The organism is Paracoccus yeei ATCC BAA-599, assembly GCF_000622145.1.
Lineage (GTDB): Bacteria > Pseudomonadota > Alphaproteobacteria > Rhodobacterales > Rhodobacteraceae > Paracoccus > Paracoccus yeei.
Map to the genome: position 1 here is coordinate 76,356 of NZ_JHWH01000016.1, position 22,033 is coordinate 98,388.

Below are 22,033 nucleotides of genomic sequence, written 5' to 3' on the forward strand. Positions count from 1 at the left end.
GGGCCGCAAATCGTCTGGCGCCCCGGGCCGGGGCCGGCTATGCCTGCGTCCCAAGCGCCCGCCCCCGCATGGTCCGGCGGTTCGGGCCCGTCCTGTCCATTTTCAAGGTGTGACGTGCAACAGATCGACCCCCAGACGCTTTCCTTCCTGCGCAACCGCCGCTCGCATCCGCCCAAGCTGCTGAGCGGCCCGCCGCCCTCGCGCGAGGTGCTGATGGACCTGCTGGTCCTGGCGGCCCGCGTCCCCGACCACGGCAAGCTCGAGCCCTGGCGTTTCGTGGTGCTGGAGCGCGCCACGCTGGACCGGCTGGCGCCGGTGCTGGCCGATCACGTGGCGGCGGCGGGCGGCGACGCGGCGACGGTGGAAAAGGCGCGCTCGGCCTTTGCCTCTCCGGTCATCGTGGCGGTGGTCTCCAGCCCGGTGGACAGCCCCAAGGTGCCGGAATGGGAACAGGTCCTGTCGGCCGGCGCGGTCTGCCTGGAACTGGTCAACGCGGCCCTGGCGGCGGGCTTTGGCGCGGCCTGGCTGACGGGACCGGCGGCGCAGCCCGAATTCGCCCGTGCCCATCTGGGGCTTGGCCCGCAGGAGCGCATCGCGGGGCTGATCCACATCGGCCAGCGCGGCGCGACGCCCCCCGACCGCCCGCGCCCCGATGTCGCAGCCCATACGGTGTTTCTATGAGCGTGCTGCGCGCGCTGGTCCTGGCCTGGCGCGACCTGCTGCGCCCGCGCATCCTTGGCGTGGTGGCGCTGGGGGTCGGGCTGACCCTCCTGCTGTTCGTGGCCCTGCAGGCGGCCGCCTTCTGGGCGATCCGCGCCTTTGCGCCCGACAGCCTGACCCTGCCCTGGATCGGCCCGGTCGAGATCGCGGCCTTCCTGTCCTGGGGCTCGCTGGTGCTGTTTCCGGTCATGTCGATCTTTCTGATGGCCCCGGTGGCGGCGGGTTTCGCCGGGCTGTTCGCAGAACGGGTGGCGGACGCGGTCGAGGCCGCGCATTACCCCGCCGCCAAGGGCCTGTCCGTCGATTTCCTGGACGGGCTGCTGGAAAGCCTCGCCGTGGTCGGGCTGGTCATCCTGGTCACGCTGGTGACACTGGCGCTGACGCCGTTCCTGGGGCCGCTCGCCTCGGTGCTGTTCTATCTGGGCAACGGCTGGCTGCTGGGCCGCGAATTCTTTCAGATGGCGGCGCGGCGTCACCTGCACGCGCCGCAGGCGACCGCCCTGCGCAAGGCGCGCGCGGCGCAGGCCACGGGCCTTGGCGTCCTGATCGCGCTACTCCTGACGGTTCCGGTGCTGAACGTGCTGGTGCCGGTGCTGGCGGCGGCGGGATTCACCCACCTTTACCACCTTACTGCGTCCAGCCCTCGATATCCGCGCGGGTGATGACCCCGCCCAGGATGATCCAGGCGATCAGCGCCCAGATCACCGCCGCGATCAGCGTGGCCAGCCACATCTTGCGCTTCAGCCGCGGCTCGTGCGGGGCTCCCGCGGGCGTTCCGGGCGTCACCTGGCCCACGTCGGCCTGGCTTTTCTGGCCGATGGGCAGCAGGACGAACAGGACCAGGAACCACAGGACCGCATAAAGGACGATGCCGCCGGTCAGGTTCATCAGACCTGCTCCAGTTCGATCAGGCAGCCGTTGAAGTCCTTGGGGTGCAGGAACAGCACCGGCTTGCCATGCGCGCCGATCCTGGGCTCGCCCGAGCCCAGGACACGGGCGCCTTCGGCCTTCAGGCGGTCGCGCGCGGCCAGGATGTCCTCGACCTCGAAGCACATGTGATGGATCCCGCCCGAGGGGTTCTTGTCCAGGAATCCGCGGATCGGGCTGTCGTCGCCCAAGGGGTAGAGCAGTTCGACCTTGGTGTTCGGCAATTCGATGAAAACCACCGTGACGCCGTGGTCGGGCTCGTCCTGCGGGGCGCCCACGCGGGCCCCCAGGGTCCCCGCATATTGCGCGGCCGCTGCCTGCAGGTCGGGCACGGCGATGGCGATATGGTTCAGGCGTCCGATCATGCTGTCCTCCGTTTGCATCGTTTTAGGCGGATGCGGGCCGGGGGCCAAGGAAAACCGCCGCGATTAACCGCTTGTTAGCCGAATCGCGGGATTCTGGCGGCACGAAGGTTCACTCTTGCAAGGATTCTGGTGATGAGCGACGAACGAACGAACCGACTGGACGACGACCTGCCGACCCCGCGCCCGCTGCTGCCCGGACGTCCGCTCAGCGGCCTGACCGTGCTGGTGGTCGAGGATTCGCGCTTTGCCTCCGAAGCGGTGCGGCTTTTGTGCCTGCGCTCGGGCGCGCGGATCCGGCGCGCCGATACCGTCAGGGCGGCGCTACGCCACCTGCAGACCTATCGCCCCGGCGCGGTCCTCGTGGATATGGGCCTGCCCGACGGCGACGGGGCCGAGGTGATCCGCGCCATTGCCGGCAACACCCCCCGCGTGCCGGTGATCCTGGGGATCTCGGGCGATCCGGACAACCGCCAGGCCGCGCTGGACGCCGGCGCGGACGGTTTCCTGGCCAAGCCGGTCGAAAGCCTGGCCGGGTTCCAGCAGGCCATCCTGGACGCCCTGCCGCCCGGCGACCGTCCCCAGGGGCTGCGCCTGCTCAGCGATACGGTCGTGATCCCCGACCGGGGCGCGCTGCGCGACGACCTGGCCCATGTGGCCGAGGTGCTGTCGCTGGCCGACGACACCGCCGCCATCGACTATATCGCGCGCTTCCTGGCGGGGGTCGCGCGTTCGGCCCACGACCGCCCGCTGGAGGTCGCGGCGACCGCGCTGGCGCGGGACCATGCGCAGGGCGCGCCGCTTGCCACGGACCTGGCGCGGATCAGCGGCATGGTGCAGGACCGGCTGGCGATGGTGCAGCGCCTGTAACGCAGGGCTTGTGACAGGGCCCGGCGCTCAGGCCAGCATCCCCGGGTCGCCGCCCAGTTCCAACCCCGGGAAGATGGTCTGTTCCAGCAGGCCGCGGTCGATCCCGAACAGGCCGTGCATGGCCCAGCCGGCATAGGCGCGGATGTCGCGCGTGGGCATCAGGTCGCGGTCGGCGTAAAGCTGCCCCTCTCCCAGGCCGGGCCAGTCGCCATAGGCGCGCCCGCCCCGGATCGCACCCCCCGCCATGACCAGCGCGCCCCCCGTGCCGTGGTCGGTCCCGCCGGTGCCGTTCTCGCGCACGGTGCGGCCGAATTCGGTCATCGCCAGCACGGTCGTGCGCGACCAGTTCGGCCCCAGCCCGTCGCGCAGCGCCAGGATCGCCGCCGCCAGCCGGTCCAGCGAGCGGCCGATGATCTGGGGCTGGCGCACATGGCTGTCCCAGCCGGCGATCGAGAAGGCCGCGATGCGCGCCTCGCCGTTCAGCCGGGTCGCCGCGAAGGCCCCCAGCGCGGTCGCGTCCGCCGTGGGACCCTGGCTGCGGGCGATCTGGTCGGTTTCGGCGCTGACGCGGATCGCGTCGCGGGCGGCGTCGCGAAACAGCGGGTCGTCGTGATAGACATGCTCCAGCAGCATCTGCGCCTGCGGCGACAGCGTCAGCGAGGCGCGGGGCGCCCAGCTGAGATGGGGCGCATCGCCCGCCAGGATCCTCATCTGCTCGACGCCGACCGCATAGGCGGTCTCGGCCGAGGCCTTGGGCAAAGCCTGCAGCAGCCGGTTCAGCCAGCCACCGATGCGCCGGTCCACCGGCAGGTCGTTGCCGGTCCCCGCCTCGAGCAGGTCCTGGCCGTCGAAATGGCTGCGCTTGTCGCGATAGGGAGTCGAAACCGCATGGGCAAAGGCCAGCTCACCCGATTTCCATAGGGGCATCAGCGGTTGCAGCGAGGGGTGCAGCGCGTAGAAGCCGTCCAGGTCCAGCGCCCCCCGGTCCGGCCCGACCGAAATCTCGCGCCGGTACTGGGCCAGCATCGGGTCGCCATAGGGCTGGATCGCGTCCAGACCGTCCATCGCGCCGCGCAGGATGATGACGACCAGCCGGTTGTCGCCCGGCACCTGCGCGAAGGTCATCGAGGTCATCAGCGGATGCGCGGCGGCCGAGCAGCCGATCAGCGCGGCCCCCTTCAGGAACAGGCGTCGGTTCAGGTCCATGATCGTCCTCCTATCGCCGGTTGAAATCGCGCGAGGCCAGCACGATGGCCACGCCCTCGGCCTGGCTTTCGGCCTTGGGGACCGCCCAGGCCAGCGCCTCGGACCGGGTGGCCCCCAACGCCGCGTCCAGAAGGTCGCGCGGGTCGGGCAGCGGCTGCGCCACCTTGCCGGGCACCCGCAGCGCCCAGGTGATCCGCGCCGCCAGAAGCTGCGGGGCGATCCAGGCGGTCGCATCCTCGGGCCAGCCGTCGGGGCCGGTCGGGCGCAGCCAGGGCTGGCCCATGCGCAGCATCGGGTCCAGCAGGAAGCCGTTGACCTGGGGAAAGTCGATGGCGGTGATCTGCTGGCCGGTCAGGCCAAGCGCGCGAAAGCTGGCGGCCAGGAAATCGAAGGGCTGGCGCGCCTTGGCGCGCAGCGTCGCGGCCAGCGCCGGATGGGTCGCCATCACCCGATAGACCTGCGGCAGGTCGCCCCCGGTGTCGCGCCAGGTCGCGGCCATCGCGTCCACCAGGTCCGGCGCGGGATCGTCCGCGATGAAATGCACCGCCAGCTTGCGCGAGATGAACTGCGCCGTCTCGGGCCGCCGGGCGATGTCGCGAAAGGCCGCGCGGATCGCCTCGATCCCGTCGCGCCTTGTGCCGCCATAGCTTTTGCCCAGGACCGTCTCGGCCCCCGGCTCGGCGATCTGGGGGCGAAAGGCAAAGCCCGCCTGGGTCGAATAGGTCAGCCCGGTCAGCAGTTCGGCCATCTCGCGCACGTCGTCCTGCGTATAAGGCGCGCCCACGCCCAGCGAATGCAGCTCCATCGCCTCGCGTGCGAGGTTTTCGTTCAGCCCGACCTCTTGCCCCGGGCGGCGGCGCGCAAAGACCGAATTCGGGCCACGGCTGGCGTTCTGGTTCAGATACAGCAGCATCATCGGATGGGTGTCGGCGGCAAAGAACAGGTCCTCGAACCGGCCGTTCACATGGGGCCGGATCGCCTCGTCCACGAAAGCCAGGGCCAGCGGATTGTGGCCGCCGTTCATCGGGCTGATTGTGAAATGATCGGCCCAGAACTGCACCAGCCGTTCGCCGAAGCCCGCCTCGGCGTCCACGGCCCGGGCCAGCCGGCGTTGCAGGTCGCGCCCGAGCAGCCTGCCCATCTCGCGGTTATAGGCGGTGAATTCGGCCTCCTCGGCCTCGCCACCCTCGCGCCGGGCCTTGGTCAGGGCGGCGAGCTTCGCCCCCATCTCCTGCGCGCGGGCGGTCGTCATCGCCTCGGGGCCGGGGCCCGCCGATGCGGCCGAGGCCAGCACCGTCTCGATGTCCTGCGGCGGGGCCATCAGCGGCGACAGACCGTAGCCCAGGCGAATCGCGGCGATTTCGGGAAATTCGATCGACATGCGCCTGCACCTTCCTCGTCCGGGGAAAACCGTCCCCGGCGCCAGCTTATCGCATGTCGATGACAGAAGGTCAGTTCACGCTTTCGGCAGGTTGCCGCGATGCGGCAAGGGCCTGCCGAAAGCCCGCCGGGCCTGCGCCATTCCCTTGCACCTGCCCGGTATCATTCCTTGGGCAGCACTCGCAGGCGCAGTTCGCGCAACTGTTCGTTGCTGGGCTCGCTGGGGGCGCCCATCATCAGGTCCTCGGCGCGCTGGTTCATCGGGAACATGATGACCTCGCGGATGTTCTGTTCGTCCGCCAGCAGCATCACGATGCGGTCGATGCCGGCCGCGCAGCCGCCGTGGGGCGGCGCGCCATAGCGAAAGGCCTTGACCATGCCGCCGAAGCGCTTTTCCACCTCGTCATGGCCATAGCCGGCCAGTTCGAAGGCCTTGAACATGATGTCCGGGCGGTGGTTGCGGATCGCGCCGGAAATCAGCTCGTAGCCGTTGCAGGCCAGGTCGTATTGATACCCCTTGATGGTCAGCGGGTCCTGGCTCTCCAACGCCTCAAGGCCCCCCTGCGGCATGCTGAAGGGGTTGTGCGAAAAGTCGATCCTGCCGTCGTCGCCCTTTTCATACATCGGGAAATCGACGATCCAGGCGAACTTGAACTGGTTCTCGTCGGTCAGGCCCAGTTCGCGGCCGATCTCGTTCCTGGCGCGGCCGGCGACGGCCTCGAACTGCTCGGGCTTGCCGGCGACAAAGAACACCGCGTCACCCTCGCCCAGACCCAGCTGCGCGCGGATCGCCTCGGTCTTGTCATGACCCAGCGCCTTGGCGATGGGGCCGGCCGCCTCGGTCGAGCCGTCCTCGGCCTTGCGCCAGAAGATATAGCCCATGCCCGGCAGACCCTGCGCCTGCGCAAAGGCGTTCATGCGGTCGGCGAACTTGCGACTGCCGCCGGTCGGCGCGGGAATGGCGCGGACCTCGGTCCCCTCCTGCTCCAGGAGCTTCGCGAAGATCGCAAACCCCGAACCGCGGAAGTGGTCGCTGACCACCTGCATCTCGATCGGGTTGCGCAGGTCGGGCTTGTCGCTGCCGTATTTCAGCATCGCCTCGGCATAGGGGATCAGCGGCCAGTCGGCATCGACCCGGCGACCGCCGCCGAATTCCTCGAACAGGCCCTGGATCACCGGCTGGACGGCGGCGAACACGTCCTGCTGCTCGACGAAGGACATCTCGAGGTCGAGCTGGTAGAAATCGGTGGGCGAGCGGTCGGCGCGCGGATCCTCGTCGCGGAAGCAGGGCGCGATCTGGAAATAGCGGTCGAAGCCTGCCACCATGATCAGCTGCTTGAACTGCTGCGGCGCCTGCGGCAGCGCGTAGAACTTGCCCGGATGCAGCCGCGAAGGCACCAGAAAGTCGCGCGCGCCCTCGGGGCTCGAGGCGGTGATGATCGGGGTCTGGAACTCGGTGAAGCCCTGGTCCCACATCTTGTCGCGGATCCATTTGATGACGCGCGACCGCAGCATCATCTTCTGGTGCAGCCCGTCGCGGCGCAGGTCGAGGAAGCGATAGGCAAGGCGCGTCTCCTCGGGGTATTCCTGTTCGCCAAAGACGGGCAGCGGCAGGTCGTCCGAGGCGCCCAGAACCTCCGTCCCAGTGGCATAGACCTCGATCTGGCCGGTGGGCAGCTTGGGGTTCACCAGGCTTTCGTCGCGCAGCTTGACGCGGCCGTCGATGCGGATGACCGTCTCGGCCCGCAGCCGCTCGAGCGCGGAAAACGCAGGGCTGTCGCTGTCGGCGATCACCTGGGTGATGCCGTAATGGTCGCGCAGGTCAATGAAAAGCACGCCCCCGTGGTCGCGAACCCGGTGCACCCAGCCCGAAAGGCGGACGGTTTCCCCGGCATTGGCGGCGGTCAGCTGGCCGCAGGTATGGCTGCGATAGACGCTCATCATCTTTCCCCTTGTATCAGCCGAGGCATGAAGCGCGACACGGCCGGGAAGTCAAGCGATCTAGAAGGGGCGCACCACGTTGCCGGAATAGAAATAGACCCCCATGCCCACGGTGAAGAGCGCATTCCCCGCCACCGCGTGCAGCACCCAGGCCGAAGGAAAGCCGCGCTTGAGATAGGCTCGGGCAAAGAACCAGCCGCCCACGAAGGTCAGGGCCGCGACCACCCAGGACCAGTACATCAGGTGGGCGAAGGAAAAGATGGCCGCGTTCAGTGCGATGGCGGCCCGGCCGCGCGGCAGGATCAGCGCATAGCGGTGAAAGAACAGCGGGCGAAAGATCAGCTCCTGCGGCAGGGCCGAGAGGATCGGGTAGAAGGTCCAGATCACCAGCATGAATTCGGGCCGGCTTCGGGCCATGTTGAAGATGGCGCCGGGGCGCTCGAACGACAGGATCAGCGCGCCAAGCGCCGTGGTGATGGCGATCATGCCCAGGATTTCCAGCCAGGGCAGCCGGCGCCAGCCGCGCACCAGGCTGCGCCAGTCGAAGCCGCCGGTGAACCACAACAACAGCAGCCCGGCGGCGCTGAACAGCGCCAGCGCCTCGAACAGCAGGTGGCCGGGCATGAACAACGCAATGGCCAGCGGCGCCCCGATATAGAGCGCCGCGAACTCCAGCCCAAGCAGGAACCGGCCTATTGCAGCCTCCGGTTCAGCCAGCGGCGCCATTCGGCGGGCGATCCGGCAAAGACGTTCAGGTCCACGTTGCCCTGGATGCCCGGGACGATGCCGGTGCCGGTGTATTGCCAGAAGCTGTAGCGCTGGCCGGGATAGACGATGCGGGGATGGCCCGCGACCGAGCGCAGCCAGAACTCCTCGGGCCAGGAGCCGAGGTTGTTGTCGCGGTAGAAATCCACCGTGGTGTAGATGATCGGCCGCTGGCCGTAGTATTGATGCAGGATGTCCTTGAAAATCTTGGCTTCCCGCAGGACCTCGTTCGCCGGCGGGCGATACGGGCAGGTGCGCGAGGCGGTCCATTCCAGGTCGATGACCGGCGGCATGGCGCCGCGTTCGCGCGGCACGTTCTGGATGAACCAGGCCGCCTGCTGCGCGCCCGAGCGGCAGAAGTAGAAATAGTGATAGGCGCCGCGCGGAATCCGCGCCAGGGCCGCCTGCTGCCAGTAGGTGCGGAAGTTCGGGTCGGCGTGGTCGCCCCCCTCGGTGGCCTTGATGAAGGCGAAGCTGACCCCCGAGGAGCGCACCGCGTTCCAGTTGATATTGCCCTGATAGCGGGAAATATCAATGCCATGCACGGGATGGTCATAGGGATGTCCGCCCACCCAGGCGTGCGGCGCGCTGTCGCCGAAGGCCGGCCCGCTGCCCTGCCCCACCATCACGGCACGGCTGCCGCCCCCGCCTCCGCCACCGCAGGCCGCGAGCGCCGCGACCAGCAGGACCATCATCATTCTGCCGAAGAATTTCATCTCTGCCCCTTGCCCGATGCGCCTGTCCCGGCGCCTTGGGCCCTTATCGCAAAGGTGGGCCTCTGTGTCACGGTGGCGTGACAGTCACGAATATGTCAGCGGACGGTGGTGGCCGCGCAACAGGGCGCGCGTTGCGCGGGTCGCACAGGGGATGGGGGAAAGGAATGGGGAGACCGAACTCAGGATAACATGTTCACCGGCCTGGATGTCGACAAGGCGACGATTTCAGTTGCGGTTGCGCAGGGCAAACGCGGTGGCGAGGTTCGCCACCGGGGACAGTGCCGCACCGTCCCGATCAGGTTCGCAAGCTCGTGGAGAAGCTGGCGGTCAGCGGGGAGCGGCTACATTCTTGCTATGAAGCAGATCCTTGCGGCTACGGCCTGCACCGGCAACTCGCCGAACTTGGGCATGGCCGCATCGTGGTGGCCCAGCATCTTGCCGTCCATGGCAAGCGTCCCGGTCAGTCGTTGCCGTTGAACATCTGCGCATGTCCGGGTTCGCATGCGCTGCGCGGCGTCAGAAACCGGTCGCGCTGGATGCGGCCCTGCTCGGCGGCGGTCGCGCTCCGCTTCTGTCAGCGCATTGGCGGGGCCGGTCGCCGAGATGACGGCGATCAGGTCGGAAAGCTGCTGCGACTGGAACGCCAACAGTTGATTGCCGGCCTGCGTGACTTGCAGCGAGCCGGTCGCGCGCTGGCTCTGGCCGTCAAGCAAGGCCTTCTCGGCGCGGTTGCTGTCGATGTCTGAGCTGCTCCCCGGAAATCGGACAGTGACGGAAGCTACGATCTGACGTTTGCTGGTCTCCAAGAACGAGGAGATCAGGAATGCGGAAACGCAGAAACCATGACGCGGGCTTCAAGGCGCGTGGCGTTCGAGGCGGTGAAGGGCGAGCGCACTGTGTCGGAACTGGCGGCCGAATACGGCGTGCATCCAACGATGATCCATCAATGGAGCGAGCCATGTCCGCCATTGGTCCGAGGACAATGGCGAGCGCGCTGCTCGACGGAGCTGCGGATATCTTCGAGCGCGGCGGCAGAAAGCCTGTTGCGGAGGTGGATGAGGAGACGGTCCGGTCACTGCATGCCAAGATCGGAGAACTGGCTTTCGCCAACGATTTTTGTCACGAAAGCTCAAGCCGTGGACCGGCAAGTGAGGCGCGGGATGATCGAGCGGGACCATCCTGCGCTGTCGATCGGGGCGCAGTGCCGTCTTCTGTCGATCTCGCGCTCGTCGTTCTACCACGAGCCACCGGGTGAGACGGAGGTGAACCGGGCTCTGATGCAGCTGATCGACCGTCACGCTCACCGATGGCGAGTTTCAGCGGCTGATTGATGAAATCGTCACGCCGGACGTTTTTACGGCGGCACGAACCCTGCGCGAGCGGAACAGTTTCACCCGCGATGACGGCACGCCGCTGAACTACACGCTCGTCAACATCAAGGACTGGTGCAAGAACTCCTTCGAGGTAATCAACCAGCTCCGCATCAACACGGACAACAGTCACCACCGCTATGACGTCATTCTCCTGATCAATGGGGTGCCGGTCGTTCAGATCGAACTGAAAACCCTCGGCATAAGCCCGCGTCGTGCCATGGAGCAGGTCGTCGATTACAAGAACGCCCCGGGTAACGGCTACACCAAGACCATCCTGTGCTTCCTTCAGCTATTCATCGTCAGCAACCGCGATCGGACCTTCTATTTCGCGAACAACAATGCGCGCCATTTCGCCTTCAATGCCGAAGAGCGCTTTCTGCCGGTCTATGAGTTTGCGGATGTAGACAACAAGAAGATCGTCCACCTAGACAGCTTCGCTGAAACTTTCCTCGTCAAGTGCACCCTCGGCCAGACGATCAGCCGGTACATGGTTCTGGTCGCAAGCGAGCAGAAGCTGCTGATGATGCGGCCGTATCAGGTCTACGCGGTGAAGGCGATTGTCGATTCCATCGCCCAGGACTGCGGCAACGGCTACGTTTGGCACACGACTGGCAGCGGCAAGACGCTGACCTCCTTTAAAGCGTCAACGCTGCTGAAGGACAATCCTGACATCGAGAAGTGCCTCTTCGTCGTGGACCGCAAGGACCTCGATCGACAGACGCGCGAGGAGTTCAACAAGTTCCAGGAAGGCTGCGTCGAGGAGAATACCAACACTGCCTCCCTCGTTCGGCGCCTACTTTCGAACGACTACGCCGACAAGGTCATCGTCTGCACGATTCAGAAACTCGGCCTCGCGCTGGACGAAAACAGCAAGCGCAACAAACAGCAGAAGAAAGACGGCAAGAAGAGCTTCAAGGAACAGCTGGAACCCCTGCGCGACAAGCGCATCGCCTTTATCTTCGACGAATGCCACCGGTCGCAGTTCGGCGAGAACCATAAGGCCATCAAGGAGTTCTTCCCGCGCGCCCAGCTCTTCGGTTTCACCGGAACGCCCATCTTCGATCAGAACGCCGCCCAGCAGAAGATCGAAGATACACAGGCCAGCATGAAGACGACGGAAGACCTCTTCCAGCAGCGCCTTCACACCTACACCATCACTCACGCCATCGAGGACGGCAACGTACTTCGGTTCCACGTCGATTACTTCAAGTCGCAGGGCAAAACACTGCCCAAGCCGGGCGAACCGCTGGCCAAGCGGGCAGTCATCGATGCAATCCTTGCGAAACACAACGCGGCCACCGGTCAGCGCCGGTTCAACGCCCTCCTCGCCACCTCGTCGATCAATGACGCCATCGAGTATCACACCCTCTTCAAGACGATTCAGGCCGAAAAGCTGGCGGCGGACCCCGGCTTCCAGCCGCTGAACATCGCCTGTGTCTTCTCCCCGCCCGCCGAGGGCGATCCTGACGTGAAGCAGATTCAGGAAGACCTGCCGCAGGAAAAGGAAGACAACGCGGTCGAGCCGGAAAAGAAGAAGGAGGCCCTGAAAGCCATCCTCGTGGACTACAACGCCCACTACGGCACTAACCACAAGATCGGCGAGTTCGACCTGTATTATCAGGACGTGCAGAAGCGTATTAAAGACCAGCAGTGGCCCGAATCCGATCTGCGTCAAGCCTATCCCAATTTAGCGCACCATAAGATCGACATCACTATTGTCGTTGACATGCTGCTGACCGGCTTTGACTCAAAGTTCCTGAACACCCTCTACGTCGACAAGAACCTCAAGCATCACGGGCTGATCCAAGCCTTCTCGCGCACGAACCGGGTGCTGAACGCCACCAAGCCCTATGGCAACATTCTCGACTTCCGCCAGCAGCAAGGCGCGGTAGATGCCGCCATTGCGCTCTTCTCAGGCGAGGCAGCCGCCGAAAAGGCCCGTGAAATCTGGCTGGTCGACAAGGCCCCCGTGGTCATCCAGAAACTGGAGACTGCGGTCCAGAAGCTCGATACTTTCATGAAATCGCAGGGCCTCGACTGCGCCCCGGAAGCGGTTCCCAACCTCAAGGGCGACGCGGCCCGTGCGGCGTTCATTGAACACTTCAAAGAGGTTCAGCGGCTCAAGACCCAGCTTGACCAGTACACCGACCTGACCGACGAACACCGCAATACCATCGAACAGGTCCTGCCGCGCGACAACCTTCTGGGTTTCCGCGGCGCCTATCTGGAAACCGCCCAGCGCCTCCGAGCCCAGCAGGGCAAGGGCGCGGACAAGCCGAGCCAGGATGCCGACCAACTGGACTTCGAGTTCGTCCTCTTCGCCTCGGCCGTCATCGATTATGACTACATCATGGGCTTGATTGCCCGTTATTCCGAGGCGACGCCCGGCAAGCAGAAGATGAGCCGCGACCAGCTGATCGGCCTGATCCAGTCTGATGCCAAGTTCATGGACGAGCGCGAGGATATTGCGGCCTATATCAACACCCTCAAGGCGGGCGAGGGCCTCACCGAAAAGGCCATCCGCGAGGGCTACAGCCGCTTCAAGGCGGAAAAGAACGCGCTGGAACTGGCGGGCATCGCGGGCAAGCACGGGCTGGCCACCGAAGCGCTGCAAGGCTTTGTCGACACCATCCTGCAACGCATGATCTTTGACGGCGAGGCGCTGACCGATTTGATGGAACCCCTCGGCCTGAACTGGAAGGCACGGCGGGTGAAGGAACTAGACCTGATGGCCGACCTGATGCCGCTGCTGCTGAAGCGCGCCGCTGGGCGTGAGATTTCGGGGCTGAGCGCTTATGAGCAGTAAGGGGAATGCCACGACCGTAGGGGGCGGTGAAGCTGCATTGGTGCCGAAGCTGCGCTTTCCTGAGTTTCAGGCTGCGGATGGTTGGAAGGAAACCTCGCTGCAGAAGCTGGCCCGGCCAGTAACTGATAGGGCGACAACCGGAGATGCAGACAACGTTCTGAGCCTTTCGGGGGAGCACGGGCTTGTGTTGCAAAGCGACTACTTTGGCAAGAAGATCGCTGGTGACAGCACTGATCGTTATCTGAGGATTCGCAAAGACGACTTTGTCTACAACGACCGAACAACGAAGGCGTCAAGTTTCGGAACGATCAAACGGCTTTCCAACTATTCGGATGGGATCGTCTCACCCATCTACAAGTGCTTCCGCTTTCAGCCGAGTGAGAATCCAGCCTTCTGGGACTGGCATTTTGAGTCGGGAAGTCATGATCCAGCGCTGGGAGGGCTGGTCAACGAGGGCGCCCGAGCGGGCCGGTTCAATATTTCCGTCACTCAGTTCTTGTCGACGAATGCATGGCGGCCAGACGAAGCCGAACAGCAAAAGATCGCCGAATGTCTGAACTCGGTGGACGCGCTGATCGAGGCGCAGGCGCGGAAGGTGGAGGCGCTGAAGGCCCACAAGAAGGGTCTGATGCAGCAGCTTTTTCCCCAGGATGGCGAAATCCAACCGCGCCTCCGCTTCCCCGAGTTCGAGGGGGCGGAGGAGTGGGCAGAGAAAAGTCTCGATAAGCTTGCGACCATTCAGGCGGGAGCCACTCCTTCAAAGGCTAACGCGGAGTTCTGGGGTGGTTCAATCCCTTGGGTTTCCGCGAAAGACATGAAGCGCCTCTTCTTGGAAGACAGCGAAGAACATATTTCCGATGACGCCGTTTCGAACGGCGCGCGATTGGTTCCGAAAGGAACTCTGTTGCTTCTGACCCGTGGAATGACTTTGCTCAAGGATGTTCCGATCTGCATCCTGAGCCGTGAGATGAGTTTCAACCAAGATGTGAAAGGACTTCGACCCAAAGCTGGCGTAAATAGCCTATTCTTGGCTTGGATGCTGCTCAGCAATAAGGACCGCCTTCTGGCTTTGGTCAACATAGCTGGCCATGGGACAGGAAAGATCGATTCCGACGAATTGAAGGCCCTTCTGCTGCGGATTCCTCAACCTCCCGAGCAGCAGCGCATCGCCGACTGCCTCACATCCCTCGATTACCTCATCTCTGCTGAAGTCCAAAAGCTCGACACGCTCAAGACCCACAAGAAGGGCCTGATGCAGCAGCTTTTCCCCCAGGTCGCGGAGGGTGACGCATGAGCACCTACAAGAACCTGAAAACTCTGGTGGGCCGGCTTCGTGACGATCTGAACAACCCGACGAAGCCGCTCTCGCTGGTCCTGATCTATGCCTATAACCGCACCGGGAAGACCCGGCTGTCGATGGAGTTCAAGGACGCAGGCAAGCGCAAGAACAAGAAGAACCCAACCGGAACGCCCGACACGCTCTATTTCAATGCTTTCACCGAGGATCTCTTCGTCTGGGAAAACGACCTCGAAGGCGACAGCGTGCGTCGTCTTCAACTGAGCGAAAAGTCATCATTCTTCAATGCGATGACGGAACTCGCGCTGGACGAGACCATCGCACGCTACCTTTCGCGCTACGCCGACTTCGAGTTCGACTTCACCTACAAGGAAGTTCAGCAGGGCAAGGATACCATTTCCAAGCCGGATTTCGTCAGCTTCCGCAAGGGCGGCGAGGCCAACATCAAGGTGTCGCGGGGCGAACAGAACATCTTCATCTGGTGCATCTTCATGGCCATCTGCGAACGGATGCTGGATGGGCATGAATCCTATCAGGGGAAGAAGTACCTCTATATCGACGACCCGATCTCGTCACTGGACGACAACAACGCGATTTCCGTGGCCTGTGACCTTTCCAAGCTCCTCCGCCGGGCGGCTACACGGAAAGACGCCGAGGGCAAGCCTGCCCCGATCAAGGTGATCTTCTCTTCGCACCATGCGCTGTTCTTCAACGTCATGTGCAACGAAGTCGGCCGGAAGATTGATGACGCCCCTTCGGTCGACCATCGGCGCTATTTTTTGCACCGGCCAAGTGGGGACGGGACCTACACGCTTCAGGCGACGGAAGACACGCCCTTCTTTCACCATGTTGCGACGCTCGCCGAATTGCAGCGCGCGGCTGATCCTAAGAAGGGCAAGCTCTACACCTTCCACTTCAATGCCCTGCGCAGCGTCATGGAGAAGACGGCATCGTTCTTCGGTCATCCGAGCATTGCCTTTTGCCTGAAGGCTCTCGACACAGACGTAGACAGGGCGCTGTTCAATCGTGCCCTGAACCTTTTAAGCCACGGGGCCTATGCCATCCATGAACCCACGGAGATGGGCGAGGACAACAAAGAACTGTTTCGCCGTATTCTGCGGGAGTTCGTCACGCGGTTCGAGTTTCACCTGCCGGGCGCCGCTCCGGCCCCGCATCACGCCCCGGCGCCTGCGCCCGTCCCCCTGGAAGCACCAGCACAATGAACGACCAAATCCAAAAGCAACTGGGCAAGACGCTCTGGAACATCGCCGACACGCTGCGCGGGGCGATGAACGCGGACGATTTCCGCGATTACATGCTGTCCTTCCTATTTCTGCGCTACCTGTCGGACAACTACGAGTCGGCGGCGAAGCGGGAACTGGGTAATGATTACCCAAGCGACGCAGACGTTGCCGCTGAGCGAGCCCGGTTTGCAGCCCGAAAGGCCGAAGCTGCGCAGAGGGTGTCAAAAGCTTGGGAGAAGGCTCGCAGTATCGACGACATCAGCTTTGAGCCTCGGGATGCAGGACCGCCTGAGATCACGACACCGCTGCAGCTATGGTATAGCCGCAATCCCGACGATGCTGCCGAGTTTGAAAAGCAGATGCGGCGCAAGGCACATTACGTCATCAAGCCGGAACACCTCTGGACCAGCATCGCCCACATGGCGCGCACCCAGAGTGACGATCTGCTGAATACCCTGCAAGCAGGCTTCAAGTATATCGAGAACGAGTCCTTCCAGAGCACGTTCGGTGGGCTTTTCTCCGAAATCAATCTTGGCTCTGAAAAGCTCGGCCGGACCTACACTGATCGCAACGCTAAACTCTGCACCATCATCACCGAGATCGCCAATGGGCTCGCCGATTTTTCATCTGATGTTGATGCGCTGGGCGATGCTTACGAATATCTGATCGGCCAGTTTGCCGCCGGTTCCGGAAAGAAGGCAGGTGAGTTCTATACTCCACAGCAGGTGTCTGACATCCTTTCCGCGATCGTGACGCTGGACAGCCAGGAACCCGCAACCGGAAAGAAAGAGCGCCTCGCCAGTGTGCTCGATTTCGCGTGCGGCTCCGGCTCGCTGTTGCTGAATGTCCGGAAGCGCATGGGACCGCATGGCATCGGAAAAATCTACGGGCAAGAAAAGAACATCACCACCTATAACCTCGCTCGCATGAACATGCTGCTGCACGGCGTGAAAGACACGGAATTCGAAATCTACCATGGCGACACGCTGAACAATGACTGGGACATCCTGCGAGAGCTAAACCCTGCGAAGAAACCCTCGTTTGATGCCATCGTGGCCAATCCGCCCTTCAGCCTCCGTTGGGAGCCGACCGAAGTGATGGGCGACGATGTGCGGTTCAAGAACCATGGGCTGGCGCCCAAGTCCGCCGCAGACTTCGCCTTCCTCCTGCACGGTTTCCACTATTTGAAGGATGAGGGCGTGATGGCCATCATCCTGCCGCACGGCGTGCTGTTCCGAGGTGGGGCAGAGGAGCGCATCCGCACAAAGCTGCTGAAGGACGGTCACATCGACACGGTCATCGGCCTGCCCGCGAACCTTTTCTATTCGACTGGCATCCCGGTCTGCATCCTCGTTCTGAAGAAGTGCAAGAAGCCGGATGATGTGCTCTTCATCAACGCGGCCGAGCACTATGAAAAAGGCAAGCGGCAGAACCGCCTGCGCGAAGGGTTAGATGGCAAGCCGAATGACATTCAAAAGATCATCGAGACGTACCAGTTCCGCAAGGAAGAGGACCGCTACTCCAAGCGCGTGAGCATGGAGCGCATCGCCGAGGAGGGCTTCAACCTCAACATCTCCCGATACATCAGCACCGCTGTGGCTGAGGCTGAAATAGACCTGGATGCAACGCAGCGGGAATTGGTCGCGATCGAAGACCAGATCCGGGAAGCAACGTCGAATCACAACTCGTTTCTGAGAGAATTGGGACTTCCAGTTCTTCCGGGGGCGGAATGAAACATACCACTCTGACTTTTTGCGCTACCCGAACGTCAGGAGCACAGTTGATGATGGATCACGTGCAAAATTAATACGGAGGCTGACCAACCAGACCTGCTGTCTGACCGGAGCGATTTCGATTTGATGCGCCATCTACTTGCCTTTCGGCTTGGCTGATTCCCTCCCCCACTCTTGGTTCCTCCCCGGCCCGAACGTATGCGGGGGGGCGCAGCGCGACGGTTTGCTAGCGACTGGCTTCCTCACCGGGGAATCCACCCGGAATCCACCTGCCGCGTGATCGTGGGAAAAGCGATTCATCATCAAAGGCTTACCGAATCGCGATCTCGCCGTGCTGGATTCTTTTGCGGAATCCACCTGAGCCAGCAAGGAAGCCATCTTGACCGGAATCCACTCCGCGGAAGCCACTGCGCCGGAAGGTCGTTGAATCCACAGCAGTTTTCCGATTGACAGACCTGCCCCCGTTGACCTACCCCTTGACCATCGAAGAATTGCGCCCGGAGGAAACCCCTCGCGGGCGCTTTCGTTTTCCCGACATCGCGGATGCCGATCCTGCCGCTTGCCGTCCTGTCGGCTCGCATCGCCCTGCCCGCCCTGCCCCACAGCCGAGACCCGCCCCATGGACCTGGTGTTCACGCCGAGCCAGATCGAGACCTGGCCGCTCGATCGGCTGCGGCCCTATGCCCGCAATGCCAAGATCCACGGCACCGACCAGGTGGCGAAGATCGCCGCCAGCATGGCGAAGTTCGGCTGGACCGTGCCCTGCATGGTGGCCGACGATGGCGAGCTGATCGCCGGCCATGGCCGGGTGCTGGCCGCCACCCTGCTCGGGTTAAAGGACGTGCCGGTGATCCGGCTTGGTCATCTCGACGAGGCCGAGCGCCGCGCCTACCGCATCGCCGACAACAAGCTGACGGAGTTGGGCGACTGGGACGAGGCGATGCTGCGCGAGGAGGTCGCGGGGCTGCTGGCGGAAGACTTCGACCTGACGCTGCTGGGGATCACCGACGAGGATCTGGATGCGCTCCTGCGTGATCCCGAGGCGCTGGGCGGCGACGGCCCGGTCGAAGGCGAGGACGACATTCCCGAACCACCGGTCACGCCGGTCTCCGTGCCGGGCGATCTCTGGCAGCTGGGCGCGCATCGGCTGATCTGCGGCGACAGCACCTCGGCCGATGTGGTCCGGCGGCTGCTCGGCGAGGTGAAGCCGCTGCTGATGGTGACCGATCCGCCCTATGGCGTGGAGTACGATCCCTCCTGGCGCAACCAGGCGGGTGCCGCCAAGACGAAGCGCACCGGCAAGGTGCTGAACGACGACCGGGCGGATTGGCGCGAGGCATGGGCGCTGTTCCCTGGCGATGTCGCCTATGTCTGGCATGGCGCGCTGCACGCGGCGACCGTGGCCGAAAGCCTCACCGCCGCTGGCTTTGCCATCCGGTCGCAGATCATCTGGGCCAAGGACCGGCTGGTGCTGAGCCGCGGCGACTATCACTGGCAGCACGAACCCTGCTGGTATGCGGTGCGGGCCAAGGGCAAGGGGCATTGGGCAGGAGATCGGAAGCAAACGACGCTCTGGGCCATCGCCAACCGCGATCAGGATGCCGACACCGTGCATGGCACCCAGAAGCCGGTGGAATGCATGCGCCGCCCGATCCTGAACAATTCCAGCCCCGGACAGGCGGTGTTCGAACCGTTCATGGGATCCGGCACCACGCTGATCGCGGCGGAAACCACCGGCCGCGTCTGTTTCGGCGTGGAGCTGAACGCCGCCTATGTCGACGTGGCGGTCGAGCGCTGGCAGTCTTTCACCGGCGAGGACGCGATGCTGGCCGAGACTGGCGAGAGCTTCGCCACCCTCAAGGCTAGGCGGCTCGCGGCATGAACGCGCCCCTCCTGCCCGGCCGGATCGAACACTGGCCGCTCGCCCGCCTCAAACCCTATGCCCGCAATGCCAAGACCCACGACGCCGACCAGGTGGCGAAGATCGCGGCCAGCATGGCCGAGTTCGGCTGGACCGTTCCCTGCCTCGTAGCCGCCGACGGCGAGTTGATCGCCGGCCATGGCCGCGTCTTCGCCGCCGCGTACCTTGGCTTGGCCGAGGCGCCGGTGATCGTACTCGACCATCTGACCGACGCGCAGCGCCGGGCGTACCGCATCGCCGACAACAAGCTCACCGATCTGGGCGGGTGGGACGAGGCGCTGCTGCTCGAGGAACTGCGCGGGCTGTTGGCGGAGGATTTCGACCTCGGGTTGATCGGTATCCCCGAGGACGAACTGGACGCCCTGCTGCAGGACGCCGACAACGACCGCGCGCCCATCGACGACGACGCGGCCGACACCATCCCCGAAGCTCCAGCCGAGCCGATCACCCGGCTCGGCGACATCTGGGCGCTGGGCAATCACCGACTGATCTGCGGCGATGCCACCGATCCGAACGCAGTGGCGCGGCTGATGGAGGGCGCGAAGGCTTCGCTCATGTTCACCTCCCCGCCCTATGCCCAGCAGCGCCACTATGGCGCGGCGAAGGAGAAGGTCGGCGACTGGGAGGCGCTGATGCAGGGCGTCTTCGCCGCGGCACCGGTCAGCGAGGCAGCCCAGCTGCTGGTGAACCTCGGCCTCGTCCATCGCAACAGCGAATGGATCCCGTATTGGGAAGGCTGGGTGGACTGGATGCGCAAATCCGGCTGGCGGCGCTTCGGCTGGTATGTGTGGGACCAGGGGCCGGGCCTTCCCGGCGACTGGCAAGGGCGCCTTGCGCCCTCGCACGAGTTCATCTTCCATTTCAACCGCCAGCCGCGGAAGCCGAACAAAACGGTCGAAAGCAAGCACGCCGGCGAGACGCTTGGCGGCGGCGGGTTGCGCGGTGCTGACGGCACGGTGCAGGCCAAGACCGGCAGCGGCAACGCGATCCAGAGCCACCGCATTCCTGACTCCGTCTTCCGCATCATGCGCCACAAGGGCGGGCTCGGCGCGGCCGGATCGCACCCGGCCGTCTTTCCGGTGGCGCTGGTCGAGGCGGTGCTGACGGCGTTCTCAGACCCCGGCGACCTGGTGTTCGAACCCTTCTGCGGCTCAGGCACGCAGATCATTGCGGCCGAACGCACCGGGCGAGGTTGCTTCGCCATGGAACTGGACCCGGTCTATTGTGATGTCGCCGTACGGCGGTGGGAACTGGCAACGGGGCGGACAGCCGGTCGCGTCGGCCATCAGGATGCGGCCGAGACCCAGCCGCGCCGCAGGCGGAAACCGGCATGACCCAGTCGCGCCGGATGTCTCTGGTCGAGGCCGCGACCAACGTGATCGTCGGCTATGCGCTGGCGGTCGGGATGCAGATCTTGGTGTTCCCGGTATTCGACCTCCACATCGCTCTGGGCGATCAGCTGGCCATCGGTCTTGCCTTCACCGGCGTCTCGCTGGTCCGCGGGTATGTTCTGCGCAGGCTGTTCGAACGCTGGCGACGGGTCTGACCGGACCGCTGGCGTGTCAGGCCCACGGTTGGTAGCCTTGGCCCGTGTCCGACGGCTGGCAACATATCGAGATCAACGATCACGGGACCATCGTCGTCCTGCGTCCGATCTCGGACGAAGGACGGGCGTGGTTCGAAGACAATGTCGGCGATCCGGAACCGGGCGGGATCTACACCTGTGAACCGCGCATGGCGCAGGACATCCTGCAGGCGGCGGCCCGCGATCTTCTGTCGTGGCAATGAACGAGCGGCGCCCGGTCGGGGCTGCGGCGCAGTTCGGCAGTCAGGGAAGGCTCAAGCGATAGCCAGCTTGTAGACCGTCCCCCTGCCCTCGACCTTCTCGGCGGTGATGGGCAGGCCCAGTTTCTTTTTCAGCGCACCCGAGATCAACCCTCGAACCGAGTGAGCCAACCATCCCGTTGCCGTGACCATCTCGGCGACGGTGGCGCCTTCGGGGCGCTGGAGCATGGCGATGATCTGCGCCTGCTTCGTGCCCGCGCGAATAGCGACAGGTTTCGCGGTGTCAGCTGCCTCGGTCGCCTGCTGTGGTTCCGGCGCCGGCTTCGCATTCCGCGCACTGGCGACGGCATGGGCCACCACCGGCTCGATCCCGATGGCCATAAGACCTGCCACGGTGACCACCAGCGTGGTGCCGTGGCCGTCGCCGGTCTCGCGCCAGAGCGGCTCGCCCCGGCGCCGGTCGGCCTCGAGCTCCTCGAGCCAGCCGCGCTCAATCATCCTGCCGACCGCCATCTTTGCGGCCGCACCGGCCAGCCTTCCGGGCAGCGGCAGGGCGAGATTGCCCGGGCGCCGGGCCCCGGCGGTCAGGATCAGGCTCTGGGTTTCGGTGAGACTGGACATCGTTGGCTCCGTTGATCCGGCGCGCAGGCTGCGCAGCCTTCTACGGATTCACGCCCCGCGATGGCGGGGCACTGGGCAGGCGGGACGCCCCGTCAGGCGGCGTGTTCGCCTTCCCTGAAGGCGCGGTCGGTGATCTGACGCAGCAGGCCCGCGTAGTGCTGCAGCGTCCCGACATCGCCCCAGGTGATCTCGTCGGGCTGGGTCCCGAAATGGTCGTCGCTGAACACGGTCAGGCGCTCCAGCATGCTGTCGATGTCGGCCTTGGCGGCGAGGAACGCGGCCAAGGCGCTGTCGTTGGAAGCGGTGGCACGACGGGTGGTCATGGCAGGCCCTTGCTTGGTGAGTTGCGTCGTTCCGTCCGGATCA

General features: G+C 64.5%; 21 protein-coding genes and 1 pseudogene. 12 read left to right on the top strand and 10 right to left on the bottom strand.

The window, feature by feature from the left end; genetic code table 11:
- Positions 1 to 114 precede the first annotated feature (114 nt).
- Both BU28_RS0110385 and BU28_RS0110390 read left to right on the top strand, forming a co-directional pair.
- The gene (locus BU28_RS0110385; protein WP_028719422.1) at positions 115 to 681 is read left to right on the top strand and encodes a nitroreductase family protein; all 567 of its coding nucleotides are present in this window, start codon (positions 115 to 117) and stop codon (positions 679 to 681) included.
- Complete coding sequence (locus BU28_RS0110390) at positions 678 to 1,382, top strand: EI24 domain-containing protein (protein WP_036762610.1); 705 nt, start codon at positions 678 to 680, stop codon at positions 1,380 to 1,382. The genes BU28_RS0110385 and BU28_RS0110390 overlap by 4 nt, the downstream gene beginning before the upstream one ends.
- On the opposite strand, the gene BU28_RS0110395 is transcribed toward BU28_RS0110390, so the two are convergent.
- A complete protein-coding gene (locus BU28_RS0110395; RefSeq protein ID WP_028719424.1) occupies positions 1,348 to 1,608 on the bottom strand; it encodes a DUF1467 family protein in 261 nt (86 codons plus the stop codon). The genes BU28_RS0110390 and BU28_RS0110395 overlap by 35 nt on opposite strands.
- Positions 1,608 to 2,012: a methylmalonyl-CoA epimerase gene (gene mce, locus BU28_RS0110400; protein ID WP_028719425.1), complete on the bottom strand. Its 405-nt coding sequence runs from the start codon at positions 2,010 to 2,012 to the stop codon at positions 1,608 to 1,610. Before mce ends, BU28_RS0110395 begins: the two co-directional genes overlap by 1 nt.
- A 132-nt stretch (positions 2,013 to 2,144) precedes the next feature.
- Between mce and BU28_RS0110405 the strand changes: the two genes are divergently transcribed.
- On the top strand, positions 2,145 to 2,879 hold the full coding sequence (locus tag BU28_RS0110405; RefSeq protein WP_028719426.1) for a response regulator: 735 nt from the start codon (positions 2,145 to 2,147) through the stop codon (positions 2,877 to 2,879).
- 27 nt (positions 2,880 to 2,906) lie between these two features.
- Here BU28_RS0110405 and BU28_RS0110410 read toward each other — a convergent pair whose 3' ends face one another.
- The 6 genes and pseudogenes from BU28_RS0110410 to BU28_RS22640 form a co-directional block, all read right to left on the bottom strand.
- Positions 2,907 to 4,085 (bottom strand): DUF1501 domain-containing protein, encoded by a 1,179-nt coding sequence (locus tag BU28_RS0110410; protein WP_036762612.1) that lies wholly within the window; start codon positions 4,083 to 4,085, stop codon positions 2,907 to 2,909.
- A 10-nt stretch (positions 4,086 to 4,095) separates the two neighbouring features.
- Positions 4,096 to 5,466, bottom strand: a complete 1,371-nt coding sequence (locus tag BU28_RS0110415; RefSeq protein WP_028719428.1) for a DUF1800 domain-containing protein — start codon at positions 5,464 to 5,466, stop codon at positions 4,096 to 4,098.
- Positions 5,467 to 5,627: 161 nt separating this feature from the next.
- Positions 5,628 to 7,406: an aspartate--tRNA ligase gene (gene aspS / locus BU28_RS0110420; protein ID WP_028719429.1), complete on the bottom strand. Its 1,779-nt coding sequence runs from the start codon at positions 7,404 to 7,406 to the stop codon at positions 5,628 to 5,630.
- A 60-nt stretch (positions 7,407 to 7,466) separates the two neighbouring features.
- Positions 7,467 to 8,132: a CPBP family glutamic-type intramembrane protease gene (locus BU28_RS0110425; protein WP_028719430.1), complete on the bottom strand. Its 666-nt coding sequence runs from the start codon at positions 8,130 to 8,132 to the stop codon at positions 7,467 to 7,469.
- Positions 8,099 to 8,887 carry a glycoside hydrolase family 25 protein gene (locus tag BU28_RS0110430; protein ID WP_036762614.1) on the bottom strand — a complete coding sequence of 263 codons (789 nt, stop codon included), beginning with the start codon at positions 8,885 to 8,887 and terminating at the stop codon, positions 8,099 to 8,101. Before BU28_RS0110430 ends, BU28_RS0110425 begins: the two co-directional genes overlap by 34 nt.
- A gap of 460 nt (positions 8,888 to 9,347) precedes the next feature.
- Positions 9,348 to 9,627, bottom strand: a pseudogene (locus BU28_RS22640) (P-type conjugative transfer protein TrbJ); the annotation flags it as partial.
- A 218-nt stretch (positions 9,628 to 9,845) separates the two neighbouring features.
- Here BU28_RS22640 and BU28_RS25415 point away from each other — a divergent pair.
- From BU28_RS25415 to BU28_RS0110475, 9 genes are all read left to right on the top strand, one after another.
- A complete protein-coding gene (locus BU28_RS25415) occupies positions 9,846 to 10,142 on the top strand; it encodes a hypothetical protein (RefSeq protein WP_143809705.1) in 297 nt (98 codons plus the stop codon).
- Positions 10,143 to 10,258: 116 nt separating this feature from the next.
- A complete protein-coding gene (locus BU28_RS22645; protein ID WP_269845831.1) occupies positions 10,259 to 13,066 on the top strand; it encodes a type I restriction endonuclease subunit R in 2,808 nt (935 codons plus the stop codon).
- Positions 13,056 to 14,360: a restriction endonuclease subunit S gene (locus BU28_RS0110445; RefSeq protein ID WP_028719433.1), complete on the top strand. Its 1,305-nt coding sequence runs from the start codon at positions 13,056 to 13,058 to the stop codon at positions 14,358 to 14,360. Before BU28_RS22645 ends, BU28_RS0110445 begins: the two co-directional genes overlap by 11 nt.
- Entirely contained in the window at positions 14,357 to 15,586 is a 1,230-nt protein-coding gene (locus BU28_RS0110450) for an AAA family ATPase (RefSeq protein ID WP_028719434.1), read from the top strand. Before BU28_RS0110445 ends, BU28_RS0110450 begins: the two co-directional genes overlap by 4 nt.
- Entirely contained in the window at positions 15,583 to 17,340 is a 1,758-nt protein-coding gene (locus BU28_RS0110455; RefSeq protein WP_028719435.1) for a type I restriction-modification system subunit M, read from the top strand. The genes BU28_RS0110450 and BU28_RS0110455 overlap by 4 nt, the downstream gene beginning before the upstream one ends.
- Before the next feature lie 619 nt (positions 17,341 to 17,959).
- Positions 17,960 to 19,222 (top strand): site-specific DNA-methyltransferase, encoded by a 1,263-nt coding sequence (locus BU28_RS0110460; protein ID WP_028719436.1) that lies wholly within the window; start codon positions 17,960 to 17,962, stop codon positions 19,220 to 19,222.
- On the top strand, positions 19,219 to 20,595 hold the full coding sequence (locus BU28_RS0110465) for a site-specific DNA-methyltransferase (RefSeq protein ID WP_028719437.1): 1,377 nt from the start codon (positions 19,219 to 19,221) through the stop codon (positions 20,593 to 20,595). The genes BU28_RS0110460 and BU28_RS0110465 overlap by 4 nt, the downstream gene beginning before the upstream one ends.
- Positions 20,592 to 20,807, top strand: coding sequence for a DUF7220 family protein (locus BU28_RS0110470; RefSeq protein WP_028719438.1), 216 nt, complete (start codon positions 20,592 to 20,594; stop codon positions 20,805 to 20,807). Before BU28_RS0110465 ends, BU28_RS0110470 begins: the two co-directional genes overlap by 4 nt.
- A gap of 44 nt (positions 20,808 to 20,851) precedes the next feature.
- Positions 20,852 to 21,049, top strand: coding sequence for a hypothetical protein (locus BU28_RS0110475; RefSeq protein ID WP_028719439.1), 198 nt, complete (start codon positions 20,852 to 20,854; stop codon positions 21,047 to 21,049).
- Positions 21,050 to 21,100: 51 nt separating this feature from the next.
- Here the strand turns inward: BU28_RS0110475 and BU28_RS0110480 are convergent, their stop codons facing one another.
- Together BU28_RS0110480 and BU28_RS0110485 are read right to left on the bottom strand one after the other, a co-directional pair.
- Positions 21,101 to 21,667, bottom strand: a complete 567-nt coding sequence (locus BU28_RS0110480) for a DUF3489 domain-containing protein (protein ID WP_028719440.1) — start codon at positions 21,665 to 21,667, stop codon at positions 21,101 to 21,103.
- A 92-nt stretch (positions 21,668 to 21,759) separates the two neighbouring features.
- The gene (locus tag BU28_RS0110485) at positions 21,760 to 21,990 is read right to left on the bottom strand and encodes a hypothetical protein (RefSeq protein ID WP_028719441.1); all 231 of its coding nucleotides are present in this window, start codon (positions 21,988 to 21,990) and stop codon (positions 21,760 to 21,762) included.
- Positions 21,991 to 22,033 lie beyond the last annotated feature (43 nt).

Bases quoted from the DNA above. Each gene is read 5' to 3' on its own strand.
- BU28_RS0110415 (WP_028719428.1), bottom strand. From the start codon at position 5,466: ATGTCGATCGAATTTCCCGAAATCGCCGCGATTCGCCTGGGCTACGGT.
- BU28_RS0110470 (WP_028719438.1), top strand. From the start codon at position 20,592: ATGACCCAGTCGCGCCGGATGTCTCTGGTCGAGGCCGCGACCAACGTG.
- BU28_RS0110410 (WP_036762612.1), bottom strand. From the start codon at position 4,085: ATGGACCTGAACCGACGCCTGTTCCTGAAGGGGGCCGCGCTGATCGGC.
- BU28_RS0110445 (WP_028719433.1), top strand. From the start codon at position 13,056: ATGAGCAGTAAGGGGAATGCCACGACCGTAGGGGGCGGTGAAGCTGCA.
- BU28_RS0110390 (WP_036762610.1), top strand. From the start codon at position 678: ATGAGCGTGCTGCGCGCGCTGGTCCTGGCCTGGCGCGACCTGCTGCGC.
- BU28_RS0110450 (WP_028719434.1), top strand. From the start codon at position 14,357: ATGAGCACCTACAAGAACCTGAAAACTCTGGTGGGCCGGCTTCGTGAC.
- BU28_RS0110465 (WP_028719437.1), top strand. From the start codon at position 19,219: ATGAACGCGCCCCTCCTGCCCGGCCGGATCGAACACTGGCCGCTCGCC.
- BU28_RS0110480 (WP_028719440.1), bottom strand. From the start codon at position 21,667: ATGTCCAGTCTCACCGAAACCCAGAGCCTGATCCTGACCGCCGGGGCC.
- BU28_RS0110455 (WP_028719435.1), top strand. From the start codon at position 15,583: ATGAACGACCAAATCCAAAAGCAACTGGGCAAGACGCTCTGGAACATC.
- BU28_RS0110460 (WP_028719436.1), top strand. From the start codon at position 17,960: ATGGACCTGGTGTTCACGCCGAGCCAGATCGAGACCTGGCCGCTCGAT.
- BU28_RS0110405 (WP_028719426.1), top strand. From the start codon at position 2,145: ATGAGCGACGAACGAACGAACCGACTGGACGACGACCTGCCGACCCCG.
- mce (WP_028719425.1), bottom strand. From the start codon at position 2,012: ATGATCGGACGCCTGAACCATATCGCCATCGCCGTGCCCGACCTGCAG.
- BU28_RS25415 (WP_143809705.1), top strand. From the start codon at position 9,846: ATGTCCGCCATTGGTCCGAGGACAATGGCGAGCGCGCTGCTCGACGGA.
- BU28_RS0110485 (WP_028719441.1), bottom strand. From the start codon at position 21,990: ATGACCACCCGTCGTGCCACCGCTTCCAACGACAGCGCCTTGGCCGCG.
- BU28_RS0110430 (WP_036762614.1), bottom strand. From the start codon at position 8,887: ATGAAATTCTTCGGCAGAATGATGATGGTCCTGCTGGTCGCGGCGCTC.
- BU28_RS0110425 (WP_028719430.1), bottom strand. From the start codon at position 8,132: ATGGCGCCGCTGGCTGAACCGGAGGCTGCAATAGGCCGGTTCCTGCTT.
- aspS (WP_028719429.1), bottom strand. From the start codon at position 7,406: ATGAGCGTCTATCGCAGCCATACCTGCGGCCAGCTGACCGCCGCCAAT.
- BU28_RS0110395 (WP_028719424.1), bottom strand. From the start codon at position 1,608: ATGAACCTGACCGGCGGCATCGTCCTTTATGCGGTCCTGTGGTTCCTG.